This window comes from Blautia hydrogenotrophica DSM 10507, assembly GCF_034356035.1.
GTDB lineage: Bacteria > Bacillota > Clostridia > Lachnospirales > Lachnospiraceae > Blautia_A > Blautia_A hydrogenotrophica.
The window spans coordinates 1,309,737-1,335,051 of record NZ_CP136423.1; the positions used below are offsets into that span (position 1 = coordinate 1,309,737).

General features: G+C 46.3%; 25 protein-coding genes. 17 read left to right on the forward strand and 8 right to left on the reverse strand.

All coding sequences use genetic code 11. The features are described 5' to 3' along the window. Window positions 1-29: 29 nt before the first annotated feature. The 6 genes from BLHYD_RS06150 to BLHYD_RS06175 all read right to left on the reverse strand — a co-directional run bounded on the left by BLHYD_RS06150 (window position 30) and on the right by BLHYD_RS06175 (window position 6,785). The gene (locus BLHYD_RS06150) at window positions 30-1,127 is read right to left on the reverse strand and encodes an EpsG family protein (RefSeq protein WP_021846040.1); all 1,098 of its coding nucleotides are present in this window, start codon (window positions 1,125-1,127) and stop codon (window positions 30-32) included. Between the two features lie 18 nt (window positions 1,128-1,145). Continuing rightward, a complete protein-coding gene (locus tag BLHYD_RS06155) occupies window positions 1,146-2,603 on the reverse strand; it encodes an oligosaccharide flippase family protein (protein ID WP_005944759.1) in 1,458 nt (485 codons plus the stop codon). A 78-nt stretch (window positions 2,604-2,681) separates the two neighbouring features. Continuing rightward, on the reverse strand, window positions 2,682-3,614 hold the full coding sequence (locus tag BLHYD_RS06160) for an alpha-1,2-fucosyltransferase (protein ID WP_005944761.1): 933 nt from the start codon (window positions 3,612-3,614) through the stop codon (window positions 2,682-2,684). 48 nt (window positions 3,615-3,662) lie between these two features. Then, the gene (locus BLHYD_RS06165; protein ID WP_005944764.1) at window positions 3,663-4,631 is read right to left on the reverse strand and encodes a glycosyltransferase family 2 protein; all 969 of its coding nucleotides are present in this window, start codon (window positions 4,629-4,631) and stop codon (window positions 3,663-3,665) included. A 96-nt stretch (window positions 4,632-4,727) separates the two neighbouring features. Further along, window positions 4,728-5,474, reverse strand: a complete 747-nt coding sequence (locus tag BLHYD_RS06170; RefSeq protein WP_021846042.1) for a CDP-alcohol phosphatidyltransferase family protein — start codon at window positions 5,472-5,474, stop codon at window positions 4,728-4,730. 165 nt (window positions 5,475-5,639) lie between these two features. Further along, window positions 5,640-6,785, reverse strand: a complete 1,146-nt coding sequence (locus BLHYD_RS06175; protein ID WP_005945465.1) for a glycosyltransferase family 4 protein — start codon at window positions 6,783-6,785, stop codon at window positions 5,640-5,642. Window positions 6,786-7,264: 479 nt separating this feature from the next. On the opposite strand from BLHYD_RS06175, the gene BLHYD_RS06180 reads away from it, so the two are divergent. The 3 genes from BLHYD_RS06180 (at window position 7,265) to BLHYD_RS06185 (ending at window position 9,266) form a co-directional block, all read left to right on the forward strand. After that, a complete protein-coding gene (locus BLHYD_RS06180) occupies window positions 7,265-7,843 on the forward strand; it encodes a VanZ family protein (RefSeq protein ID WP_005945468.1) in 579 nt (192 codons plus the stop codon). Window positions 7,844-8,016: 173 nt separating this feature from the next. Beyond that, complete coding sequence (locus BLHYD_RS17515) at window positions 8,017-8,166, forward strand: hypothetical protein (protein WP_416387549.1); 150 nt, start codon at window positions 8,017-8,019, stop codon at window positions 8,164-8,166. A 254-nt stretch (window positions 8,167-8,420) separates the two neighbouring features. Beyond that, window positions 8,421-9,266 carry an ADP-ribosylglycohydrolase family protein gene (locus tag BLHYD_RS06185; protein WP_021846033.1) on the forward strand — a complete coding sequence of 282 codons (846 nt, stop codon included), beginning with the start codon at window positions 8,421-8,423 and terminating at the stop codon, window positions 9,264-9,266. A 587-nt stretch (window positions 9,267-9,853) separates the two neighbouring features. Here the strand turns inward: BLHYD_RS06185 and BLHYD_RS06190 are convergent. Both BLHYD_RS06190 and BLHYD_RS06195 read right to left on the reverse strand, forming a co-directional pair. Next, a complete protein-coding gene (locus tag BLHYD_RS06190; RefSeq protein WP_260784519.1) occupies window positions 9,854-11,104 on the reverse strand; it encodes a nucleotidyltransferase domain-containing protein in 1,251 nt (416 codons plus the stop codon). Between the two features lie 24 nt (window positions 11,105-11,128). Further along, window positions 11,129-12,598, reverse strand: a complete 1,470-nt coding sequence (locus BLHYD_RS06195; RefSeq protein WP_040350291.1) for an LCP family protein — start codon at window positions 12,596-12,598, stop codon at window positions 11,129-11,131. Between the two features lie 210 nt (window positions 12,599-12,808). Between BLHYD_RS06195 and BLHYD_RS06200 the strand changes: the two genes are divergently transcribed. The 14 genes from BLHYD_RS06200 to BLHYD_RS06265 all read left to right on the forward strand — a co-directional run bounded on the left by BLHYD_RS06200 (window position 12,809) and on the right by BLHYD_RS06265 (window position 25,295). Then, entirely contained in the window at window positions 12,809-12,961 is a 153-nt protein-coding gene (locus BLHYD_RS06200) for a hypothetical protein (protein WP_005946044.1), read from the forward strand. Between the two features lie 17 nt (window positions 12,962-12,978). Next, window positions 12,979-13,512: a LytR/AlgR family response regulator transcription factor gene (locus BLHYD_RS06205; RefSeq protein WP_005946046.1), complete on the forward strand. Its 534-nt coding sequence runs from the start codon at window positions 12,979-12,981 to the stop codon at window positions 13,510-13,512. A gap of 10 nt (window positions 13,513-13,522) precedes the next feature. Continuing rightward, window positions 13,523-14,899: a sensor histidine kinase gene (locus tag BLHYD_RS06210; protein ID WP_005946048.1), complete on the forward strand. Its 1,377-nt coding sequence runs from the start codon at window positions 13,523-13,525 to the stop codon at window positions 14,897-14,899. Next, a complete protein-coding gene (locus BLHYD_RS06215; RefSeq protein WP_005946050.1) occupies window positions 14,896-15,216 on the forward strand; it encodes a PqqD family protein in 321 nt (106 codons plus the stop codon). Before BLHYD_RS06210 ends, BLHYD_RS06215 begins: the two co-directional genes overlap by 4 nt. Then, window positions 15,213-16,307, forward strand: a complete 1,095-nt coding sequence (locus BLHYD_RS06220; protein ID WP_005946052.1) for a radical SAM protein — start codon at window positions 15,213-15,215, stop codon at window positions 16,305-16,307. The genes BLHYD_RS06215 and BLHYD_RS06220 overlap by 4 nt, the downstream gene beginning before the upstream one ends. Continuing rightward, window positions 16,289-16,648, forward strand: a complete 360-nt coding sequence (locus BLHYD_RS06225) for a hypothetical protein (protein ID WP_005946053.1) — start codon at window positions 16,289-16,291, stop codon at window positions 16,646-16,648. Before BLHYD_RS06220 ends, BLHYD_RS06225 begins: the two co-directional genes overlap by 19 nt. 91 nt (window positions 16,649-16,739) lie before the next feature. Then, a complete protein-coding gene (locus tag BLHYD_RS06230; protein ID WP_155799522.1) occupies window positions 16,740-17,459 on the forward strand; it encodes a hypothetical protein in 720 nt (239 codons plus the stop codon). Further along, window positions 17,437-19,248 (forward strand): ABC transporter ATP-binding protein, encoded by a 1,812-nt coding sequence (locus tag BLHYD_RS06235; protein WP_005946057.1) that lies wholly within the window; start codon window positions 17,437-17,439, stop codon window positions 19,246-19,248. The genes BLHYD_RS06230 and BLHYD_RS06235 overlap by 23 nt, the downstream gene beginning before the upstream one ends. 42 nt (window positions 19,249-19,290) lie before the next feature. Then, window positions 19,291-20,112: an immunoglobulin-like domain-containing protein gene (locus BLHYD_RS06240; protein WP_005946059.1), complete on the forward strand. Its 822-nt coding sequence runs from the start codon at window positions 19,291-19,293 to the stop codon at window positions 20,110-20,112. 12 nt (window positions 20,113-20,124) lie between these two features. Next, window positions 20,125-21,543 carry a tyrosine-protein kinase domain-containing protein gene (locus tag BLHYD_RS06245; RefSeq protein WP_005946061.1) on the forward strand — a complete coding sequence of 473 codons (1,419 nt, stop codon included), beginning with the start codon at window positions 20,125-20,127 and terminating at the stop codon, window positions 21,541-21,543. Window positions 21,544-21,545: 2 nt separating this feature from the next. After that, window positions 21,546-23,006, forward strand: coding sequence for a polysaccharide biosynthesis tyrosine autokinase (locus tag BLHYD_RS06250; RefSeq protein WP_040350292.1), 1,461 nt, complete (start codon window positions 21,546-21,548; stop codon window positions 23,004-23,006). Continuing rightward, window positions 22,987-23,847, forward strand: a complete 861-nt coding sequence (locus BLHYD_RS06255) for an immunoglobulin-like domain-containing protein (RefSeq protein ID WP_155799523.1) — start codon at window positions 22,987-22,989, stop codon at window positions 23,845-23,847. Before BLHYD_RS06250 ends, BLHYD_RS06255 begins: the two co-directional genes overlap by 20 nt. Next, window positions 23,844-24,596: a tyrosine-protein phosphatase gene (locus BLHYD_RS06260; RefSeq protein WP_005946066.1), complete on the forward strand. Its 753-nt coding sequence runs from the start codon at window positions 23,844-23,846 to the stop codon at window positions 24,594-24,596. The genes BLHYD_RS06255 and BLHYD_RS06260 overlap by 4 nt, the downstream gene beginning before the upstream one ends. Before the next feature lie 192 nt (window positions 24,597-24,788). Further along, window positions 24,789-25,295: a QueT transporter family protein gene (locus BLHYD_RS06265; protein WP_005946070.1), complete on the forward strand. Its 507-nt coding sequence runs from the start codon at window positions 24,789-24,791 to the stop codon at window positions 25,293-25,295. Window positions 25,296-25,315: the final 20 nt, after the last annotated feature.

A 25,315-nucleotide genomic window follows, 5' to 3' on the forward strand; every position in this document is an offset into this window, starting at 1 on the left:
ATCAGAGGTACTTTTATAAACCAGGTATTTTAATTAAATAGCCATTCAATTAGTTCGTTCTGTTCAAAAAAAGGATATAAAACAAGATTCCGGTACTCGATATTCCTAAAGGCTAGTATAAATAATCCCAGAAGAAAAATCCCCAAAATACAGTACATTAGTAAGCGCTTTTTTTGACTTTCTATCATGCTGATTTTACTTACCAGAAAAGTGTAGTTAACCAATAATAATAGTGTGGGAATACGTGCAAATCCTACCCCATAATTCAGGGTCAAGGGAATACATATAAATGATAGCAAATTGATATTAAAGAATAAATTGTCTTTATCATTGTTCATTTTTATTTTATATACATATTTAAGTAAAAAATACATACCGAAAAATGTCATAATGCAGAATACAACTGCAAAGATCCTTCCGAAATTTCCAGAAGCATCTGTTGATCGCATTAATATATCGGTTTTTGTGTCCCCTAAATATTGACTAACAAAATTGTTAAAAGTACTTATTGCCGCTCCTACTTGTAAAACAATACATCCAATAATTGTTGCCAATGCTACAGTTTTTTTCTTTTTGCAAAAGGAAATAGGCAAATAAAGTAGAAAGAATAATGTACTAAAATGTATGGTTGATGCAATTAGTATAAAAATTATATACTTTGCAATATATTTTTTTCTTTTATTTAACAAACTATCCATCGCAATCAAGACAAACGGAATAGCCGCCAAATTTCTAATATATTGAAAATACACTACTGACGGGTACAATAGAAAAAGCCCTAACACGATTGGAGATTTTGTGCTATTTCTTTCTGCAAACCATACCATGAAAAAAATTTCAACGAACGAGCATATTACAAAAAAAGTTCTATATCCAATCTCTAGTCTATGTCCCAGCATAACTAAAAATGTGTACCCGATTTCTGTATAGGATTGATAATTTTCATAATTAATATATCGAGAGATTCCGATGTCTACATCGTAAGCGCCTTTACTCCAACCAAGTAAAATCCACATATAGATAAACAAGATCGTCAAAACAAACTTCTTATATCTATTACTCTTCCCCACCTGAATTTCATATAATGCCGTTCCAATAAAAACAACACCCCATAAAAAATAAAGCATATTCTTCACCTGCCATCTTTATAATCTCTTTATCTTTCGAAACAATATATAGATTACTTTTTTGACGACTCCTCTATGAAATATGAATAACGATAACAAATATATGGTTAGATACAGCAGAAAACTAACATACAAATTGTTCAATCTACTAATGATATAAAATCCAGCCGTCATACAAATACAATATAGGAAATTCTTATGCCACTTAACAGCAAATTTATTTCTAAAATAAGATTCAGCAAGCAGATAATATATTATTAACGTAACAACAGAAGCATACGATATCGCTTCTGGAGTTTTAAACCAATAATAAGCAATAAAATTTGCTGCTATTGAAATTCCTAAAACAAGTACATTCTTAAAAAAGAATAAATGATTTTTGTTCATTAGCTTGTAATAATTTTGCATTACAACAGATATAACAGAACTAAATGCAAGACCAGGAAAAACAATTCTAAAAATCTCAAGCGAATATGTATATTGCGGTAAAAACCATTTTACAAAAATAGATAACGGGAAATAAGCGTTTAAAGAAAGAAATATAAAGCATACCATATAAGAAACAAGAGAAGGATATATTTCTTTTATCTTACATTCGCTCGTCTTCTTTAAGACTGGATATATAACAGTAGAAATTGCAGAGGTACAAACAGTTACAAGTGAAAGCATGTTGTATGCGAACGAATATACACCATATGTTTTGGTATCAAAATATATTGAAACAAATTGTCGGTCAATATTCAAGATTAATGTTGAACACATTGAAGCAATTAAAAAAGGCATTCCTATTCTTATTACTTCTTTGATTTCATATGTGAATATTGTGCCCTTTTCTGCATTTCCGAATGTTATATCGCAAAATTTTCTCAAGTATAATACGTATAAAACTGTGCTTATTATTAACACAAAGGTTAAATACCATTTATACGATAATAATTGCTTAGAATTGATGTAATATATACATACCATCAAAACAACAGATACGACTGTAAGCATAGATTTAACTATGTTTCTCATAGAATAGTCGTTAAATCTCAACGTCATCTGAGCAACATATTGATAATAGGCAGTCATATTTAGTTCAACCAAATAAATGGAAAGAGCAATAAAAATATATTTATATTCACCGTTTAAAAAAAATAATGAGAACAATATAATTACTGCTAGTACTGCTATTTGTATATAAAATATGAGTTTAGTAAAGCAGCGTATTTTCTGCTTATTAAGTCTGCTATATTCTATTCCGCTATATTTTAAATACACTCCTTCCGATATTCCAAAAGAAAAAATACCGATATAAGTAGCATATAGAGTGAAAATTTTATAATAACCATATTCTTCGACTCCTAGCACCTTAGGTATAAGAAAACCTACAAATACTCCCGAAATCACTATACATAAATTACTCAAAGATACTTTTACTATATTTTTAAGCGTGCTATTCCCACTCATATTATGTATTTCTCCAGTCATCATCTAGGCTCATTTTTCCAAGTTTTTAAATTCGTTTTTACATCCAGTGCATCGCTTTTTGCATTAAGTTTGTTTGACATTTTACATATCTTTCGTTTGCGTAGGAATTAATATCCAATCATCTATATATAAACCATTTTTATCCCCATTTGTAAACCATGCGTCAGGTGCAATAACGATCTTATTTTCATTTTTGGCTAAGTACTGAGCCCACCAGCTAAATGAGCTATTTGAAATGATAAAATGTTTACACTTTGTCATCATTCTAAGTTTTTCCTCTACAGTATCTTTTCCACTTTCATAATAGAATTTACATTCCGGAAATTTTTCTTCTAATTTTATATAAGATTTTACCCATTCTAAATCATCGCTAAATACGATAAATATAGCGTTTCTGACCTTACTTTTTATAAGTTCTATTGCGTTATAAAAATACTCCTTATCACACACAAAAAGTTTCTTTTTTACTTTAGGTACGAGATAGTTGCCTCCTCTAATAGAAACACATACCGAGTTTTCTCTTTCCGCTATATTATACAAATATTCATTTTCTGATATTGGTTTAGTTGTTGGTACAATTTCATTTGACAATTCCGCTTCTACGTCATGAAAAAAACGAACATCCTGCCACCATCCATTTACAATTATTTCATTGTTTCGAATTGCAGGAATATTTATATAACTATTCTTCTGCCACAACAGATATCCTTTGGATGCCATAAGATTAAAATATATCCTAGGTATAACTTTTTTCACTATCCTGATAATAGGATTGGAGAAATCAGCAAACCAAGGCAATTTTATATCTTCAATAAGAATACTGTCATTTAACTTATAATTGCTCATTTCATAATTAAATTTTCCTGGAACCCACGCTGCTTTTTCAGATCTATGTTCTAACTCATAAATGTTGCAAATGATTTTTCCACCGTATTCTTTTTGTAAATGCCTGGCAAACGCATACTGAAACAGTTGATTTCCAAGTCTTCCGGTCAAATAAACATGAATTTCCATATATCTGTTGCTCCTCACCATTCACTTTATATCTGCGCATATCTATGGTTAAAACGCCGCGTCTTTTTGCTTTACCACATAAAAAAGCTTCTTCGTGAATCCAAATCCAAAATATGATAGTAACACGGCAATTTTTGTCTTGCTTCTGCATTCTCTACTTACAATGATTGACAATCGAATCTCTTTTATTAATAGTTTTATTTGTTTACGTACAATATCATATTTACTATCATTAGGTAATTGAAATAGAATATGAAAGTAAACAGATACAGCTTTTTGGTAAGATGCAGGTAATAATTCAGGATGACTCTGAGCATATTGAATGTTATCTTTGGCTATATCTAACATTATTAATTTCTTTTCTTGAAATTTTCTTATTGATGAATTAGATCTTATTAAATATTCAATCTTACATTCATAAGAATATCCCACTCGGTCTGCTTTCTCATATATAAAATGCATAGTTGCCCAATCTTCACTGAAGCATTCCTTAAATCGAATATCTTCCCACAATTCTTTTTTGTATAATTTTCCCCATGGACCTATGTTAATCACACCATCTGTCCATAAACTTTTAATCGCCTCAGTCCCTGTCAGTTCAACATATCCCTCCCCTGTTTTTCTTTCTCGTAAGAAAGTTCCGTTTTCATCAAAAATTTCGTTATTACACGCTGAAATATCTAAATGCTTTTCTTTCATCATGTTATACAAAAATTCAATGTAATCTTTTTTAGCTGTATCATCTGAATCTAAAAAACAGATGTACTCTCCACGTGCTATATCAAGAGCTTTATTTCTTGCCGATCCTTGTCCGCCATTTTTTTTATGAATCACCTTAATTCTTTTATCTTTTTGAGCCCAAAGATCACATATAACAGAACTATTATCTATAGACCCGTCGTTTACCAACAGGATTTCTATATTTCTATATGTTTGATTTGTCAAACTTTGAATACTTCTATCTACATAAGCCTCTACATTATAGACAGGCACTATTATTGAAACTAGACCGCCCATATTATCTCACCTCATAAAGTAACAGTATAGAAAGTAAAAATACATGGCGTCTTGTAATATGTTAACCATGTACACTGTTTAACATTTTTCACTCAACTATTTTGCTGCGTTTACTGCTTTCTTTATATATATCAGAGTTACCGCTAAGCATGATGTTCCATAATACAAAAAGCAATATACTACAATAAGATCAAGCATCTTCAATAAGGTAGCCAAAAGAATAGCTACAGGTAATAATCCCCCAACTCCAAGTTCTGTTTCTATCCTTACTCTGAAACTTTCAACTTGACTATGGTCTATTCGTACATCGTTCTCAACTTCTAAAATTTTTTTATCCGCCATCTCACGTTCTGTATTTTTATACTTCTGATAAATTAAACGCATAAGACTGTCCGCACTGGATGCTAATGCTCCAATCAATATAATCCATGAGCATTGAGCCGGAACAAGAAGTCCTCCCTCGTGATAAACTGCTACTCCCATCATAGTACACATCAGTCCAACTAAAATATAGCTACTTATGCCATCCGCGAATTCTCCAAATGGCTGAGCTCTAACACTTCTTGCTAAATTTCCGTCTGTACAGTCTAAAATCAACCAGAGATTAATTAATATTGCACCTATAATGTGAGCCGTGTGGCTAACTGGCAAAAAGCATAAACACGCTACAATCCCTATTATTATTGAAAAATACGAAACAGAATTCGCCGAGATTCCCGCATTAGCTGCAAAAGCTGCTGTTCTAAAGGCAATCTTTCGATAAAAAAATCTACTCAAAATAGGATCTTTTTTTCTTTTCCACTCTGGCATTTCTTCTTTAAAAAATTTAGACGTATATCTCACATCTATACCTCGCTTCTCATTGTACAAATTGTACTTAACTTATGTAATGCAAAGCATTAACTCCACCATCTTCACACAAAAAAAATATCAATACGATATTTACTCATACCAATTTTCTGGTGCAGATTTTTTCTTAAAACACCCGAAACAATATCGTGTCCATTCCTATTCTTCTAATTTCATAGTTTCTTTCACTAAACCCGTCCACAACTCCTCATGTTCTCTTGCCACTCTTCTGACATCAAAACGTTTGTGAACGTCTTTACGGCTACGATCTATGAGTCGTTCACGAAGCTTAGAATCTGTATGCAAGCGCATTACTGCCTTGTAAGCCGCCATTTCACTATCAGGTTCCACCAGCAATCCATTTTCACCATCTCGAATAATATTAGGTATAGCATCTATATTGGTTGCCACAATGGGTTTACCTGCCATCATATATTCTGGCAAAACCAGACCAAATCCTTCCCAACGTGACAGTAGCATAGCAATATCAAAAAGTTCTATATAACTCATTGGATTTTCAACCCAACCTGTAATATGCAGGCAATCATCTAATTCATTCTGAAGTGCATATTCCTTTATCATTGTTTCTAGCGGTCCATTTCCGACAATTACAAAATGTGCGGAAGGTATATCCTGTTTAATCAATTTTGCGGCTTTCACAAATACGTCTGGTGCTTTCTGCTCACATAATCGGCCTACCATTCCCACTATAATAGAATCATCTGAAATTCCCAAGTCTGTGTTGTGGATAGGGCCATGCATAGAAGATTCATATGCTTTGATATCCACACCATTAAAAATGACTTGAAGCTTGTTTTTTCTACAAATATTTTTAGATAGTGCAGACTTTTTCTCAGCATCAGAAATACAGATAATCTTGTCGCAAAGTAATGCAGCCATCCTCTCGATCAATATGTACAACTTCTGTTTCTTTGGCGAGACTTTCATATTAAATGCCCAGCCATGTGAGTTATAGACGCAATGGTTTTTCATTCCAATATTAGCAATTCGTGCAATCGCTCCAGCCTTACTGGAATGTGCGTACACAATATCCGGACAGTATTTTTTGATCATTTTCCTAACTTTATATATAGTCCTAAAATCATGAATACTGATTGCCCTAGTCATATGAATTTGTTCAAATGCAGATACCACTCCCACATAATCATCTCCATGGAAGTCCTGTGATAGTACAACAATGTTCTCAAATTTTTCTTTATCTAAATATTTGAGAAGCATTCGGAGATAACGATCTACTCCACCAGCTGCTTGAGCGATATGCATAACTTTGATTCTTTTCATCATACCACCGCCTTTACAGCAGCACAGTGATTAACGAGTAACATTCTTATCTTACCTTTCACGATACAAATCTCCACTCAATAAATATGGATTTGAAAGTATTTTTTATCCTAAGCCATTTCTGATCTTTACCAGTTAGATTCAACGGGATATTATTTCCTCAAATGTTAAATTCCCATTATTTAAAACGCACTGTAAATATCCGAAAAGATTTCGTATATCTTATAATTAATTTCCTTCTGTCTTTTGAGAAAAAATACTTATCAACTCCAAATAATTGTTACTATTTGTAGTTCACACTGAATAATATTTGTTGCCGTAATTTTGATTAAGTAAATAAAGAGATAAAATAGTTGCAGGAGGGAGAAGTTGAGAATGACAAGAAAGGGGATTTTCATGAAGGCTTGTTATGGCACGTGGAAAGTGATAAGATATGACAAATATTAGGAGAAATCTGAATAAAATGTGGAGAAAATAAAATATTGAATAGAATAATTGATTTTTTATTACTTGTAGGCAAAGATATGCTAGAGCCGATTGGTTATTTGCCTTGGGGAATGGCAGTGGGAGGAGTATTTTTACTGCTGTGGGAAGTAAGATACCACGAAAAGGCGAGGAGACAGAAGAGGAATTTAAGGCAGAAATGGAGTTTATTTTTCTGTGTGGTTTATTTAACTGTTTTGTTAAAATTGGCATTATTTTCAAGAGAACCGGGTTCAAGAATGGGGATAGATTTGGAATTGTTTGGAACCTGGAATTCTTCTTTAATTTCTCAGGCATATTTTATTGAAAATATTATTATGTTTATACCCTTTGGTTTCCTCTTTCCTTTGGCAGATTACAGATTCCAAGATTGGAGATTTTGTGTCGGAGGCGGCTGCGTGTTCAGTATGTGCCTGGAATTAGTGCAGCTTGTGACGCAAAGAGGGTTTTGCCAACTGGATGATGTGATTACTAATACTGTGGGGACAATAGTGGGATGGGTGAGTTATCGGATGATAAAGAGACTTCATGATATATTATGTTCTGTAGACGGGGATAAACATAAACGGAAAGATTAAACTTAATGTCCTGTGGAATAAATAAAACCCGCAGGAATAGAAGCGATTATTCCTCTGTGCTATGCTTATGTCGCGGGTTAGTTTGAGGTAACTATCGTAGAAAATGGAGGATTTCATATGTTATCGACAGAATCGAATCGTTAGAGACCACGCTGTCTCATCTCATTTCGGAAATGACCGCAAATGTCCTTGTGCTGGCTTTTATCCTGATTTACATGTTTATTTTAGGCTGGAGAGTTGCCTTACTGTCCTTGTCCATACTCCCGGTCGGTTTTGTTCTAATTCTTTTCACCTTTCGGGATTACAGCGAAAATTTTCAATGACAGATATTACTTGCCCCAAAAGTGAACGCTTCGCTGGCGGAATATATCTATGGTCCTGAAGTGATCAAAATCTTTAATCACGATTCCCGTTTCTTTTAAACATTCAGCAATACCGTGAAAGAAAATGTGAATTTTTCCATTGGCTGGTGGAGGCAGATCGCCTACTGGTCCCAGGGGTCTTTAGGTGGCGGCAAAAAACTGTCTTTTGTCACGATTTCATCCGGAAGTTTCCCAAAGACTACGATACCGTTGTGATGATCGGGGCAGCCATCTGTCCGGTGGGGAACGCCAGAGAATCGCGCTGGCCTGGGCGTCTCCAACAAAAATGTACAAAAAAAGAAGATAAGAAATCCGTACTTCTCGGCGCAGTCATAGGTGATATTGCAGGGTCTAGATTTGAGTTTCGAAATTATAAAAAGAAGACGGGGTATCATTTGATGACTGGCAAATGTTTTTTCACGGATGATTCCGTAATGTTGATTGCTGTCGCGAAAGCAATGATGGAAAGCGCACCATCTTTTTTTAATCTTGCTGAAAATGCTGTAAGTGATATGCAGCAGTTGGGACGGCGATATCCGGATGCAGGCTATGGCGAAAAGTTCTATGAATGGATTTTTTCAGATTCTCCGAAATCTTATGGTAGTTATGGAAATGGAGCAGCCATGAGAGTTGGGGGATGCGGTCAGGCGGCAAGAAGTTTGAGCGAGGCGAAAAGATTCTCGAAAGCAGTTACTGAGATTACGCACAGTCATCCAGAAGCCATAAAAGGTGCGGAAGCGACAACGGTGGCTGTCTATCTAGCGAATGAAGGGGAAAGTCTGAGAGAGATCAGGAAAGTTATAGAGACGGAATACTATTCTTTGGACTTTACTTTGGACAGTATCCGCAAAAAATATCGGTTTGATGTTTCCTGCCAGGGTTCTGTACTCCAGGCACTGGAGGCATTCTTTGAATCCGTGGATTTTGAAGATGCAATTCGAAATGCAATCTCTATTGGCGGGGACAGTGACACAATCGCTGCCATTTGTGGAAGCATAGCAGGGGCTTATTATGGAATACCTCAGGAGCTGGAAGAACAGACATTGACTTATCAGATATAATCTCGTCTTTGACAATTAGTAAAGAAAAAAAGTGCCACAATCCTTGAAGATACTGGGGTTGTGGCATTTGGTGTCCTATACCTGAAATATAATAATGCTTTCTCTCCGTTTACTTTTTTCTGAATCTCTTTCATTTTTGGTTTTGTTATAACCTGATAGTCCGTCCGGAAACTGCATAGTTTATGAAGTTCATCTGTGATTTTTTGACGTTCATATACGGGCATAAATCCCTGTTTCTCTATATCAGCAAACTAGATATCTCTTACAGTCTTCAATCTGCCCTCACTGACCTTTAAGATACTTGTTACATCATCAGTCATGATGGTACAGTCTCCTGTTTCAGAAGATTTCAGTTCCTTATGACCGTTATACCTTATAATCTACTTTCTGAATTGAATTTCTCATTGGATTTTATATTTTTAGTACTTCCAGTCCAGTAAAGCTTCCCGAAAGACAATCCTCCACTATTGCTTGTTGGGTATCGGAAGAATAATACCTTACCCTGCTGGTGGTTACCAGTCCTTTCCACCCAAAGATATTGTATAGGCGAAGCCGGACTTTTAATGTCCTTTCACTCATTCGGTGGATTATTTATCTACTTTTGCAACAGTCCCGGGAAACGTTTTGTATTTTTTCAGCAGACGGACCCGCTTTTTTCCGTATCGGATGCCTTCGGAGACCTCCTTTTTGTCTGAACGGCAGGTTTTCCAGAAAAATTTCAGGATTCTGGCGCACCAGGCGAAGGGGAGAAGCCACCGGTGCCGGATGAGAAGGGGAAAGGACGGGTACAAAAACTCTGCCTTTGGAAAGAGCAGCGGCAGTATCTGAGGCCTGTGGGTCTCTGAAGAGATGGCATAGGACATCACATAGGTGGAGCCCAGTTTTTGGACTTTAGAGGCGTTTCCGAAGCAGCCGCTTTGTATGATGTCCTCCAACAGCAGCTCCAGTTCTGGCCGGGAGATGGACAAGCTGAATAGTTCCGCAGATTTTTGCGGTGAAAAACCCAGGTACGTCTTGCCGATCTCCAGCAGGGAGCAGTAAAACAATTCCCCTCGGAATTGGGAGACCACAAGCCGGATTCGGGTGAAATCTATGTCCTCGTTGTACTTGTCCAGGAACATGAGAAAATCCATGATGTGGCGGATTCCTGCGCCGCTTACGGAAAAATGCTTGTACAGATGTAGAAACAGGAACAGAAAATGCTCAGTGGGGCACAGGGTGAAGACCTTATGTCCCTGGATTTCCAGCTCCATATTCTGGCTGAAGGAGCGGCAAAATACCTGGGTCATCTGAAAGCGATCTGAGTTTGCCGTACCAAAAAGGTTCAGGTGGAGTTCGATGACCAGCACGCCGTTTTCATAGGTGATTTCCTGCACGGTGTCCAGAATCGGCGTCACGTCGTCGAAATCAGGGGTGTAGCCGCAAGCTCTCAGGATCCGGTCGCAGGCAGCCAGATCTTCCTTTCGCACCCAGAGGTCTTCGTCGCAGGAAACTCTCAGCTCCGGTTCTGGATACAGGCTGCGGCAGATCAGGCCTTTGAGGATGAGGGGCTGGATTCCTGCGCTGAGCAGCTTTTCGTAGATGCGAAAAAGCTCCTGGGTCCTCATGAACTGCCGGCTGGACTGTACGAGAGTTGTCTCCAGAAGCTGGGTCCGGGCGGAGGCATCGGCCCGGGAGAATTCCTCGGTCCGGCTGGCGGCGGAATATACGGCAGGAATGAGATTGTGCAGTCCAGCCAGCTCGCACAGCTTCGCCCAGTCTGGGGAGTCGAGTCTGGCGGTGTTCCCCCACAAAAAAGATCTTAACAGATGCAAGAAATTTTCAGTCTGACAGTTCATACTTTATCACTCCTTGATAGGTTTTTAGGTTTCATCCGGCGCCGGCTCTCTGGCAGTCTTTTTGAGTAGCTCCTTGGCGTGTTCCACAGTGGTCATATCGGGGACCATGACGTAGACCGGGGAACTCATGGAATAGGGCACCTGAGTATCTCCGGTGCCGTCCACACTGTAACTGTTCACAGTCCAGGAGGCGCCGTCGGATAGTTGCCGTCGGACCAGGGAGGCGATCAGGTCGTAGGGAACGTTTGTGTCGATACAGGCCTGCACGTGCTCCAGGATGGAGGTGTAAGTGGACAGAATGGAGGGACTGACCGCTTTCTGGATGATTCCCTTTATGACGGCTAGCTGATTTTTTCCCCGTTGCCTGTCGCCGCTGGAGAAGGAGTAGCGTTCGCGGCAAAAGCCGAGGGCGGCGTCCCCGTCTAGCAGGTTGGTCCCCTTGTCGTAGTGATAGCCATAGGCGTCGAAGCTGTAGTCGGACTGCACCTCGATGCCGCCTAAGGCGTCGATGATGTCCACGAAGCCAGTGAAGTTCACCTTGAAATAGTAGTCAATCTCCACATCGTAGAGCATGGAGAGGGTATCCATGCTGACCTGTACCCCATAGATACCAGCGTGGGTCAGCTTATCGGGAACGCCGCTGGAAACCGATAGGGGCACGTAGTAGTCTCTTGGAGTGGAGACCAGCAGGATTTCCCTGGAGGTGGTGTTGATGCTGGCCAGGATGTTGACGTCGCTGCGGCTGAGTCCGGGAAGGGTATCCTCGCGGGTGTCGCTGCCGCTGATGTACACGTTAATCACTTGTTCCTGGGAGGGGGGTTTTACCGGCTGAATTTCCACTGGCTGCTCCACGTTCTGGGTGGAGAGCACGCGGAGCTGTCCAGGAAAATCCTCGTATCCTGGAAGCTCGTCGAAAAGGGCCAGATACGCCTGGTTCAGCAGAATTGCGCCGATCTCGCCACCAGATAGGGCGTCGGCGAGCTGAGCCAGACCGTCGTATTCCCTGGTCTTCAGCGTCAGCTCCTGTTCCTGGCTTACCAGTCTGAGGGTCTGATCTGTGTTTGTACGGTCCTGGGTCTTAAGAATGCCGAAGGTATATCCGGCGGCGGCAAAGAGAGTTTCTGCCGGGTCGCTGTCCAGGACATAGAAGGAGATCACCGACTTCTCGGCGGAAGGGCTGGTCACCTGGAGCAGAGCCTGCTGGGTCAAGCCGACGTGGTAGCCCGTGAAAATATACAGGGCCATGCAGAGCAGGGCCAGCACGGAACCGGCCACGAAGCGGTCCCTGCGGTGAAAATCTCCGGTCAGCCAAAAGATGAGACACAGAACCGCCAGGATGCCGGTAGAAAGAACGGCGATATAGAGCCCAGGCAACATCTTTGTATGCAGGAGGACGGCGATAAAGCCGGCGGAGGCCAGCAGCAGGAAAAGACAGAGAATTACTCCGGGGCTTTTTAGCTTTTTACCAGTATTGTTTGCAGTATGATGGGACATCTAAACACTCTCCTTTTGACGGGTTATGATCTATAACATAGGCGCGCCGCCGCAGGGCGCGGATCGAATATTTCTTATCTATCCAGAGTAAAGGAAGCAGGGGGAAATGTCCAGTAGTTCAGGAAAAAGAGGGATGAATGGCAGAGAAATGGGATAAATGGCACTGGAAGAAATTGGTATATTCTCTTATAATGACAATAGAGGTATGATATGAAAATAGCTATTTGTGATGATGATAGAAAAGATCGTATGGATTTGCGCGAAGCGTTAGAAGTTGTCTGGCCGGATGCAGAGGTGGATGAATATAGCGCGGGCCGAGATTTGCTCAGTCAAATCGAGGGGGGGGGGAAGCCTACGGTCTGATTTTTTTAGACATATTTATGGAAGAGACAGACGGATTGGAGATCGGTGGCGAGATACGGAGACGCTTTCCGGAGACGGAGCTTGTGTTTGTCAGCGTTAGCAGAGAGTTCGGGCCGGAGGCAATAGACTTGGACGCGCTGTACTATCTTGTGAAGCCGTACCGGAGGGGCCTGCTGTTTAAGATCAAGAAGCGGTTCCATAGAATACACATGCCGCAGCTGGAGGTCTATGACGCGGATATCCGGCAGAATCAGAAAATCCCATACCGCAGGATTGTCTATATAGAGAGTATCCATAATTACCTGTATATCCATCTGGCTACTGAGGCGGTGGTGAGAGTCCGGGGAAGTCTTCAGGAGGTCATGAAGAATTTGGACGAGCGTTTTTTGCGTATCAACCGGGGCGTCATCGTGAATATGGAAGCGGTCGACAGAATGAACACAGATTCCTGCGAGGTGGGAGGAATGATCTTTATGCTAAGCCGGAGGCAGAGAGCCGACAGCAGAAGAAAATACAACGATTATATCTTTAGACATTATATGGAAGAATAGGATAGAGAGTATGCGTGTTCAGATCTATTATACAGTGGTGCAGTTTTTCGGCTATCTGCTTCAGATTCTGTCGATGATATTTTTACTTTACGCTCCCTTTGGCGAGTCGGTTCTACGGTTTTCCAAGCGGAGGCTGCTGATTTTTTTAAATATAGGTTACCTGCTGTTGGCCTGCCTATCGGCCTGCTATCTGGGCAGGCTCTTCGGAGGCGGGGCCAGCGAGATGACGCTCACATCCTCAGCCAATCTGCTGTTCAGCCTGTGTCTGGCCTTGGGCAGCGTTGTCTACTTTCTCAGCTTTCGAAAGGGGACGAAAGGAAAACTGCTGTTTTATCTGCTCGTCGTCCAGTATGGGGTTTTTATTTATGTGATAAACAAGATAGCGGCGAAATTCTATTTGGAGATCGCTCCATTCGGATATTTTACTCCTTACAGCGGGATGACCCTGATTTGCTACGCACTGGCGACTCTGCTTACGTTTCCGCCGCTTTTCTGGCTTCTGCGCCGCAGCGCGGTACGGGAGATCACCTACCTGGACCACAGGGAGATCAAGCTGGCCACCGGTTGCTCCATCGCGATTCTGGTTCTTTTGATTATCGCCTTGATGATTGAGACGAAGCTGAATATGCAGATGCAAAGACTGGGATATGAGATCTACCTGAGTGTCTGGATGTTCTGCTTTATGGCGGGAGATATTCTGGCCTACCTCATCTATCTGGGGTGCCTGGTCCTGGAAAAAGAAAAGAAGGATATGGAGTCGAAGCTGAAGGCCTACGAGCAGCAGTATAAGAGCATGTGCGACAGCATGGAGCAGGAAAAGCGAAGAAGGCATGATCTGCGGCATCATTTCCGGACGATGGGCACCCTAGTACACGGCGGCAAGACCGAAGAGCTACAGGAGTACATCGGTAGCTATCTGGCGGAGCTGGAAAAGGCGGAGAGCCGGAAGCTTTCGGAAAACTCTGTGTTAAATGGGGTTCTAAGCTACTACATCATCCAGGCGGAGCAAAACGGCATCCGGGTGAAAAGCGACATCCAGGTCCAGGACAGTTATCCCTTTAACATCATGGATATGACGGTCCTTTTGGGAAATGCGATGGAAAACGCCATCCGCGCCTGCAAGGAATGCCCGCCGGAGAGGAGGTGCATCCATGTGGCAATCCGGCAGCTAAAAAAGAGTATTCTGATTAAGCTAGAAAACGACGTTTCCGAGGCGGAGGACTTCGGACGGAACCAAAGGTTGGTGAAAAATATCCGAGGTTATGGGATGGAGAGCATCGAGCTGGTCACGAGAAAATACCAGGGCAGCGTCGAGGCATGGAAGGAAGAGGAAAGATTTATACTGAGAGTTGTGATAAACGACCGGGAGAAGGAGGACGACAGATGAGGCTGAAGGATGGGTTGATACTGAGAGAAGTGGCAGGCCAGTTTGTGATTGTGCCCACAGGCAGACGGGTAAAGGAAGTCACCTCCATCGTCTATATCTCGTCTTCGGCGGCCTACCTATGGGACTACATGAAGGATGAGGAGTTCGAGAAGGAAGATCTGGTGAACCGAGTCATGGAGCGCTATGAGGGCGTCACCCGGGAGAAGGCGGCGGAGGATATCGGCAAATTTCTGAAACTGCTTGCCGCCAACAACATTCTGGACGACGGGGTGGCCCACGGCAGTGTCCTGGTGCGGATGCCGGAGGGCAAACAGTGACGGGCGGCGGGTTCGAACCGGTGTGCGAAAGAAACGAAGGGGCGGACCCTTTTTATCGTGCGGTGAGAGAGCGGGCGTTTGCCGACGCGATTCCCATATCGGGAACTTTCGAGCTGACCTGCCGCTGTAATTTTGACTGTCGAATGTGCTATGTCCATCTTAAGCCGGAGGAGATGCCGAGATATGGAAGAGAGCTCTCGGCCAAGGAGTGGCTGAAAGTTGCCGAGGATGCAAGGGCGGCAGGGACGGTCTGGCTGTGCGTCACAGGCGGGGAGCCCCTGATGCACCCGGAGTTCGAGACGATCTGGCGCGGGCTGACCGGCATGGGATTTTTTATCACCCTGCAGACCAACGCGTCGCTGATCGACGAGAGGGCGGCGAAGCTTCTGGAGGAATGCCCGCCGGTGGGCGTGAAGGCGACTCTGTACGGGGCCAGCGATGAAGTCTACGAGGCGGTGTGCCGGGTGAGAGACGGATTTTCCAAAACGGACCGGGGCCTCCGGACTCTGAGAAAGTTGGGAATTCCTGTACAGTTGGTGAGCACGGTGATTCGCCAGAATGAGGCGGACCTCCCAAGGATGGCGGATTATGCGCGGGATAACGGCTTGCCCTACCTGGCGACCGGGAACGTCAAGCCCTCGGTGCGAACGCCGGACAGCCAGGCCAGGGAGGCGCGCGTCCAGGAGAAGCTGAATGAGGCGAAGAGAAGAGAAATCCTGCACTGCCTGAAGGGCAGCCCGGTAAAAATAGAGAGAAAACCCTGTACCTACTGCCGGGATTATCGGCTGGGGTACTGGGTGACCTGGAACGGATTCATGAGATTTTGCAGTTTTATGAACGAACCGGACATTCCCGTGCGGGGGCAGGTGTTTTCGGAGGCATGGAAGGAGCTGCTCATCTATGAAGAGACTCTGGACTGGCCGGAGGAATGTAAGACCTGCAGAGCGCGCAGCGTGTGTAGAAAATGCGCTGGGACGTTGGCGGTGGAGTGCGGAGGCCCCCGCCAGGTCACGGATGAGTTCTGTGGAAGAATAAAACAGTATTACGATGAATGGAAAGGAGACGAAGATATATGGGACAAGTATACGTAGAAGTGACGGGGGAAGTTGCCAACGGCGGAATCATGACGATGGCAGAGTCTGGGGGTGGGACGGAAGGTACATATTGGCTGACCTGGACTGCCAGCGGAGGGTTTACTGATACCGGATGGGAGACTGCGTGGGGGAGCTCCAATGTTCCTCTTAGTGGTGCGTGGACCAATAATCCGGCAGCGGGATATGGGAACACATATGAGGACTTTATAGCTTATGTCAGCACTGGAATTGATAATCTGGATCCATGGCTGGATGGTTACGGTTGGAGTTCGGAGGCGAAATGGGCATTTATCCAGGAAAATCCCAACATATTTATGAACTGTACAACTCCAACTTAAACAAATGAAGAGAAATTTCGACATTGCGGGAATCCGGTTTGGCTGGGAGGCGGGGAGAAACTTCCCGGCAGAGAGCTGGAGGAAATTTCAGGTGGAAACGGATGGAAGGAAGAGTGATCTTGCGGTGACGCTGTTTTCAGAGGCGGAGAGCGTATGTTACGGCGTGCAGGGGTACAGTTGGCCGGGAACCTCCCAGATCTTTCGGACAGAGGCAGACGTGATGCTGGTCTCCGGGGACTGGAGCGCCGGCAGGATTCTGCCGCTGGAAAATCCGCGTAACCTCCAGGCGTTTTTGATTCAGATGTTTTACTCGACGGCTGTGAGGCGAGGCCTTCTTCAGCTTCATGGGGCGCTCGCGGCGCCAGAAGGCCGGGGGCTTTTGTTCCTGGGACCGTCGGGAATCGGAAAGACGACCCAGGCGGAGCTTTGGAACTGCCATAGGGGCGCGGTGATCGTCAACGGAGATCTTGTGTTTGCCCAGGAGATCGGGACGGGATTTCTCGGCTGGGGAACTCCGTGGCACGGTTCGTCTGCCTACTGTGAGAATATCGGAGTACCCCTTTGGGCCATGATCGTCCTGAAGCAGGCGGAGCATAACGCGATTCGGAGATTGGAGGGCTTTGAGAAGGTGGCGGCGGTGTCCGGCAGCGTCTTTTACCCCAGATGGCTGGACGGTGGGATGGAGCTGTGCCTGTACCTGTTGGACCGCCTGCTGGGCAGGATTCCGGTCTATGAGCTCTCGTGCCGGCCGGACGAGGAGGCGGTGAGGCTGACAGAGGAGGCCGTATTTGGAGAATACAAATCTCGCTGAGCGGGATTTTTTCTTTTTGAGGGAGAAAATGAGGAAACAGAACCGAGTGTGGAAAAAGATCAAGGAAGGAAAACTAAAAAAGCTGACCGCCCAGCTGCTCTGGATGTATCTGTATGTGAGACGTTACTGGCTGCTGATCGCTTTTTACGTCCTGCTGGGAGCGTCGGGCTCCGTCTTAAGTCTCGGTTTTTCTCTGGTCACCCGGGATTTGGTGGACGCGGTGACGGGGATGAATACCAAGGGAATCGGCCGGGTGGTTGCCCTTTACGTAGGTGTGGGCGTGGGGCAGATCTTCGTCAACGCGGTCAAGACCCGAATATCCTTTCAGATTCGGCTGAAGGTGACCAACGAAATACGGGCGGACATCTATGAGCAGGTGCTTCACACTGATTGGGCCAGCCTGGCCGGATATCGTTCCGGCGACCTCCTGTTTCGGGTAAACGGCGATGCCGGCGCTGTGGCCAACAGTGTGCTGACCTTTCTGCCGAACGCAGTGACAGCGCTGATTAGCTTCGGAGGCGCTTTCGTCATCATGGTGAGCCATGACCCGGCGATGGCCGCGCTGGCTCTGGCTGGGGGCCCAGTCTCTTTTCTCGCCACCAGGTGCACCACCCGCAGGCTGCGCCGGTTTCAGCGGGAAAACCAGGAGGTGGCCAGCGACCGCACGGTGTTTGACCAGGAGACATTTCAGAATCTCCAGTTCATCAAGGCTTTTGGGATGCTGAACCAGGTGACGGAGAAGTTTTACCATATCCAGAGGAGGGCCATGGACGTGGCGGCACGTCAGAACCGGTTCCAGGCGTACAGGATGATGCTGACCTCTCTGATTGGACAGGGAATCGGCTATGCCTGCTACGGCTTTGCGATCTATCGCCTGTGGCAGGGTGAGATCACCTATGGAACCATGACTATGTTCGTGGGGATGGCAGGAGCCCTGAGAGGGTCCTTCAATTCGATTCTGAGCTTGGCGCCCACGGCGGTCCGTGCCTGCGTCAGCGCGGAACGGATTATGGAGGTGGTCAGCCTCCCCCGGGAGCTTCTAGAGGATGAAGAGGCGGCAAAGAGGATGAAGGAGACTGGAAGACAGACTGGAGTCTACGTCCAGATGAGAGCGGTGGACTTCGCCTATGAAGGACAAAAATGGGTCTACCAAAAGGCGGATTTCGAGGCGAATCCCGGAGAGATCGTGGCTCTGATCGGTCCTTCCGGCCAGGGAAAGACCACCACCTTGAATCTCCTGCTAGGACTCTACCATCCCAGCAGCGGCGATATCCGGTTGGGAAATCCCGGAGGCGAGTCGCTAGAGATCTCCTCCTCCACCCGGTGTATGTTCAGCTATATTCCTCAGGGGAATACGCTCTTTTCAGGCACAATCCGTGAGAATATGCTCATGGCGAAGCCGCAGGCCGGCGAGGAAGAGATCATCGCGGCGCTTAAAAGCGCCTGCGCGTGGGAGTTCGTTCAAAAGCTGGAGGACGGGCTGGAGACCCAGGTGAGGGAGCGGGGGCAGCGTTTTTCTGAGGGGCAAAAACAGAGGCTTTCCATAGCCAGAGCTTTGCTGGCGGACGCCCCGGTGCTGATTCTAGACGAGGCCACCAGCGCGCTGGATGTGGTCACGGAGAGGAGAGTTTTGAACAATATCATAAAGAGAGAACCGTACCGCACGGTGATTGTGGCAGCCCACAGGCCGAGTGTATTCACCCTGTGCAGCCGCGTATATAAGATTCAGGATGGCGGGTTCTCCCAGGTGGACGAGAGGGGACTGCAGGAGTTTTTGGAAGCTTTTTGACTGCTTTGCCGAGGGGCAGGACTCTGAGAAATGAGGTAAGAAATGAAATATATAAGAATTACAATGATGTTTTTATTTGTGGTCAGCCTGGGGCTATATGGCCTTTCCTGGGTGAAGGAAAAGCAGCTCGAGGACTCCACGAAGCCTTCGCTCACGAGCGACAGAGAAGAGATGGAGCTCTCCGTGGACTATGAGGAGGGAGACCTACTGGAAGGGCTGACAGCCTCTGACGCGAAGGACGGAGATCTGACAGATCAGATTATTGTGGGAAGCTTCTCCCAGTTTCTGGAACCGGGGGTGTGCAATGTCTCCTATGTGGTCTTTGACTCTGTGAACCAGCCGGCGGTTCTCACCAGGAAGACCCGCTTTACAGATTACCGTTCCCCGCAGTTTACGCTGTCGCAGCCGTTGGTGTTCCGAGCCGGGGCAGGCAGCAATGCAGTCTCCCAGGTGGGAGCGAACGATGTGCTGGATGGCGATTTGACCTCTCTGGTACGACTGGTGGAGAGTGATGTGAACTACCGGGAGGAGGGCGAGTACTCCATCCAGGTGGAGGTGTCCAACAGCTTTGGGGATACGCAAGAGGCGAGTCTGCCGGTACACATCGTGGAGGGCTCCAATGCCGCGCTGGAGATTGAACTGATGGAGCCTCTGGTCTATGTGAAAAAGGGAGAAGGCTTTGACCCGAACCTCTATGTGGAGAGCGTGGAGGACGCCGACGGGAATCTGGTGCAGGGGCCTTCTCTGACGGTGGAATCTAGCGTGAACAACCAGGAGGCCGGGTGTTACGAAGTACATTATCAGGTGACAAATGAACAGGGGCTTAGCGGAGAGACATGGCTGACGGTCATTGTCCGGGAGTAAAGGAGTGGTATCATGGATGAGATGAGAGAATTTAATTTGGACGAAGTCAGTCTGTTTTGTGTCGTCAGAGATATCCTGAAAAACTTCTGGGTGCTGATACTGGCGGCCGCGACGGCGTATCTGGCAGTCAACGGCGCGGCGGGGCTGCTCTACATGCCGGAGTACACGGCTACCGCCACAATGGCGGTCAGTGCCAAAGGCAACAACAGTAGCGTTTACTCCTCGCTGACGATGGCGAACCAGATGGCGGAGGTATTCAGTGAGGTTTTTGACAGCAATGTGCTGAGGGAAAAAATCGCGGAGGATTTGGGACAGGAGACGATTAAGGGGGAGATTTCTTCTAGCATTATCGAGGAGACAAACCTGATCGTACTGGACGTCACCTCCGTCAATCCTAGGCAGGCATACCTGATTATCCAGTCTGCCATCGAGAATTATGATACCGTGTCGGATTATCTGTTCTCCAACGCGGTTTTGAAAATGGTGCAGGAGCCCACGGTGCCGGTGTCTCCCTCTAATGTGCCGAACTTCTCAAGAATTCAGAAGTTGGCGATGTTGGGGGCCATTGCCGGGGCTGGAGCCCTGATTGTGCTGGCCTCTTTGCTGCGGTTTACAGTGAAGACGAGGACGGGAGCCAGGAGGAATTTAGACGGCGCCATTCTGGGAGTTCTTCCCTATGAGAGGAAAAATAAGACGTTTCTGGGATTCCTCCGGAAGAAACGCCGCTCCATCTTGATTACCTCTTCTTTGGTGAGTTCCGGGTATTTGGAGTCCGTTCGAAAGCTGGCGACTCGTCTGGACCACCGGATGAGGAGAAAGGGACAGAAGGTAATCATGGTCAGCAGTGTGGCGGAGAACGAGGGAAAATCCTCCATAGCGTCGAACGTGGCTTTGGCGTTGGCGGAGAAGGGCAGAAGAGTCTTGTTGGTGGACACGGACCTGAAAAAGCCCGCCCAGCATAAAATCTTTGAAAAGCCGGGAAGCAAGGGAAAGTCCCTGACGGATTATCTGGACGGCAAGGCATCCATGGACGAGGTGATGTCTTACCAGAAAAACGGGAAAATTTTTACGATCTTTCAGAAAACAGGGGTGCACAACTCGGCCAAATATCTGGACAGCGGCAGGATGAAGCAGTTCATCCGGGACAGCAGGAATCTGGTGGACTACCTGATTTTAGATTCCTCGCCCATGTCCTTGGCCAGCGACACGGAGCTGCTGATGAAGCTGGCGGACACGGCGGTCCTGATAGTCAGACAGGACTGGACGGACATACGGGCGGTGAATGACGCAGTGGACAATATCGGTCAGTCTGGGACGGATTTTTCGGGCTTTGTGCTGAATGTATTTCAAAGAGAGAGTCTGTTTCGCAATGGGCAGGAGTACCGCTATTATGGATACCGCTTTGGCAGAAGAGCAGAAGGGAGGGATTGACAGTGGACGAGAGATTGGAAGACCGGGAGGAGCTGGAGATCGACTTGGGGATTTTGCTGTGGAACTTTCTGCAGGGCCTCGCCAGATTCTGGTGGCTGGTTATCCTGCTGGCGGCGCTGGGGAGCGCGGCTTACTACGTAAAAAATTCCCAGTTTTATACGCCCATGTATCAGTCCGTGGCCTCGTTTACGGTTATGACAGGGGGAAACAGTGAGAACGGTCAGGAGGAAGGCAGCTATAATTTTTACTACGACACGACCACGGCCGGACAGCTTGCGAAGACGTTTCCCTATATTCTTGGCAGTAGCCTTCTGACGGATGCCATAAAGGAGGACCTGGGCGTGGACTCGATCAACGGTAGCATTTCCGCTCAGGCGGTGTCAGACTCGAACCTGATCACTATGACAGTGACCAGCAGTGACCCGCAGGACGCCAAGGCGATTCTGGAATCCGCGATCAAGGTTTACCCAGAGGTGTCCAGGTTCGTGATTGGGGAGACGAAGTTTAATATGATTGACGTGCCCACGGCGCCAAAGGAGCCTTACAACCAGCCGAATTTTGTGAAAAAGGCCGTCAAAGGGGCACTCCTGGGGGCGGCAGCGGGAATCTTCCTGATTGTGCTGTACGCCTTTTTCAGAAAGACGGTTCAGACGCCTGACGAGCTGAAAAACGTCATGAGTCTTCCCTGCCTAGGGAATCTTCCAGAGATGAAGCAAAAGGCCAGAAAAAAGAAGAGGAGACGGGATATCTCCATTTTGAACAAGGAGTTTTCCCAAAGGTTCAAGGAAAGCCTCTTAAGCATCGAGCTGAAGGCGGAGAGAGAGTTGCAGGATAAGAACGGTAAGATTCTTTTGGTTACCAGTACGATCTCTGGGGAGGGAAAATCCACGGTGGCCCTCAACATGGCCTACGCCGCGGCCTTACATGAGAAAAAGGTACTGTTCATCGACGCGGATTTGCGCAAACAGACTGACCGGCGCTGTCTGACCGAGACGGAGGGAAAGGGGCTCTACGGCGTGGTCACAGGGAAGTGCAGCCTGGAAAAGGCAGTGGAAAAGGACGGGCGCAGCGGGATTTCCTTCCTGTGCGGGAGTCTGCCGGTGAGAAATGTGCCCGCGGTTTTGAACCGCCCGGAGTTTCAAGAGACTTTAAGAAGAGTCCGAGGAGAGTATGATCTGGTGATTCTGGATAGCCCTCCGGCGGAGATGTTCGAGGATGCCAGCTTGATGGCGGAATTCTCAGACGGGATTTGCTATGTCATCCGCCATGATTTTGTCCAGAAGCGAAGGATTTTGGAGAGTCTGGCGGGGCTCGAGAGCAGCGGGACGACGATTCTGGGCTATGCTTTTAACGGTGTGCCGTTACACAAGGGAAGATACGGTTATTATGGCTATGGACGGTATGGTTATGGCTATTATGGAAAATACGGTTATGGAGAGCAAGATGAGGAGACACAGAGTTAGGCTAGTGCTGGGAATCACGGGGATTCTTCTGCTCATCGCCATAGTGGCGGCAGCGGCATATCAGGACAAGAGACAGGAGAAGAAGCCGGCGAAGAGAGAAAAAGTTGGACAGGAGGCCCTGGAGTTTCAGACGGAGGAGATTGTCTACGATGGGTCGGGAAGACTGGATTTGTTGGAGGGCGTCAGGGGCACGGACGTGGATGGAAGCGACATTACCCGGGAGGTAAATGCCCTGATTACTGGCTCAGGAACCCGGAATCGGAAAAAAGTCCGGTATTCTCTTTTTACCGCCGAGGGCAGGGAGCTGACCCGGGAGAGAACTCTGGTCCTGAAAAATTACCAGGGGCCGAAGATCACCTTGGATGGGCAGCTGAATCTGGAGGCGTCCTGGCTGGATGATCTCATAGAAATTCTGAAAGAAAAAGGGAAGATCAAAGGGGACGATGGGTTCGGTAAGGATGTGACCAACCAAATTACCTGGACGAGGAAAAAACTCTCCCAGGGCAGCTACCTTTTGACTTTCCAGCTTAGCAACGCCTATCTGGACACGGCCCAGGAGACGGTCAAGGCGCAGATCGAAGGGGAAGTCAGCGACCTGGTCCTGACGCTGGTTCAAGACCACATAGAGATACCGGTGGGGGCGGATTTTGACCCGCTGGTCTATGTGGAGGAGGCGCGGGACCCTCTGAGCGGCAGTGTCATTGACCGGCTACAGGTCAGTAGCTCGGTGAATGTAAGCGTGCCGGGCAGATATTCCGTGGTGTACACGGCGGTTTCTCTGGATGGCACGCAGACGGCGGAGGCGGTTTTGAGCGTGACGGTGACGGGAGGAGACAAATGATCGATTTGCACACACACATCCTTCCGGGGATGGACGACGGGGCGAAGTCCTGGGAGGATGCGCTGGAAATGGCGCAGACGGCAGCAGAGACCGGGACCAAGGTTCTGGCCGCAACCTGCCACGGAAATTACCCCGGCTGGGACGGGAAAGGCTGGCCCCAAAGATACCGGGAGAGGCTGGAGAAATTCAGGGAAATGCTGAGGAAGGAAGAAATTCCCCTGCAGGTAGTGGAGGGGATGGAGATCTTCGCCTCCGACGGCGTGGTGGAAGGGCTGAAGCGTGGGAACCTCCTGACCATAAACCGGACGGACTATGTCTTGGTGGAATTTGCCCTGGACGTACGGGCGTATGATGTGTACAGGATTTTGAACCGGCTGCTGGAGGCGGGCTACAGGCCCATCTTGGCGCATCCGGAGAGGTATCTGGCCGCCCAGAGGACGCCGGAGCATCTCTATGAGTGGGACGGGATGGGAGCCGTAATTCAGGTCAACAAAGGGAGCGTGCTGGGAGGCTTCGGGGAGGGCGCGCTGAGAACTGCGGACTATATTTTGCGCCGTCGGCTGGCGTGCGTGGCTGCCTCTGACGCTCACAGCCCAATCCGCCGCACGACCTCCATGGAGGAGTTCGGCCGGGTTTTGGCGAGAAGGTACGGGGAAGTATGTCCCTGGCTGCTCCTGGAGGAGAACCCAAGGAGAATCCTCGAGGGCAAAAACGTAATCAGGAAAGAAAAAAATTGCATTTCTTATTGAATTATCAATTCAGATATAATATAATAATTAATTGTCTAAGACAGACAGAGTTACTTCCAGATATAAAATTGACAGTTCGAGACCATCCTGTCATTAAACAAAACTAGGGACAACAAAGTAAAAATTGAGTTGTTGACATTCCCGGGTCGTATTGTAGATACTGTCCGGGAGTTTTTTTGGAGGTGAACGAATATGGAGAATATTGACAAAATGAGTCGTGTGCAGAAACTTACTTTTTCTGCGATGGTTATGGCGATTTATATCGTCGTTCTTTATTTTACACAGAGCTTTTCATTCGGAGCGTACCAAATTCGAATTGCGACGTCTTTGTACGCTTTGTCTTATCTCTTTCCGTTCCTGGTTTTTCCTCTTGGTCTCGCTAATTTTATATCGAATATGTTTTTTGGAGGATTTGGCATCGTCGATATGTTGGGCGGCTGTATCGTTGGGATTGTGGCGTCAGCGTCGATTGTGCTGATTCGAAAAAAAGGCTGGAATCGTGTCTTGATTGCAGTACCGATTGTACTGGTGCCGGGGCTGGGAGTGGCTACCTATCTGTCATATTTCCTGAACATGCCGTATCAGCTGATGGCATTGAACCTGTGTATCGGACAGCTTCTGCCGTCTGTGGTCGGTGTGGTTTTGGTGAAGGCTCTAGAGAGAGTATGGCGGCCTGCGCGGGTGAGTACATCCAGATGACCAGGCAGATAAAAAACAAA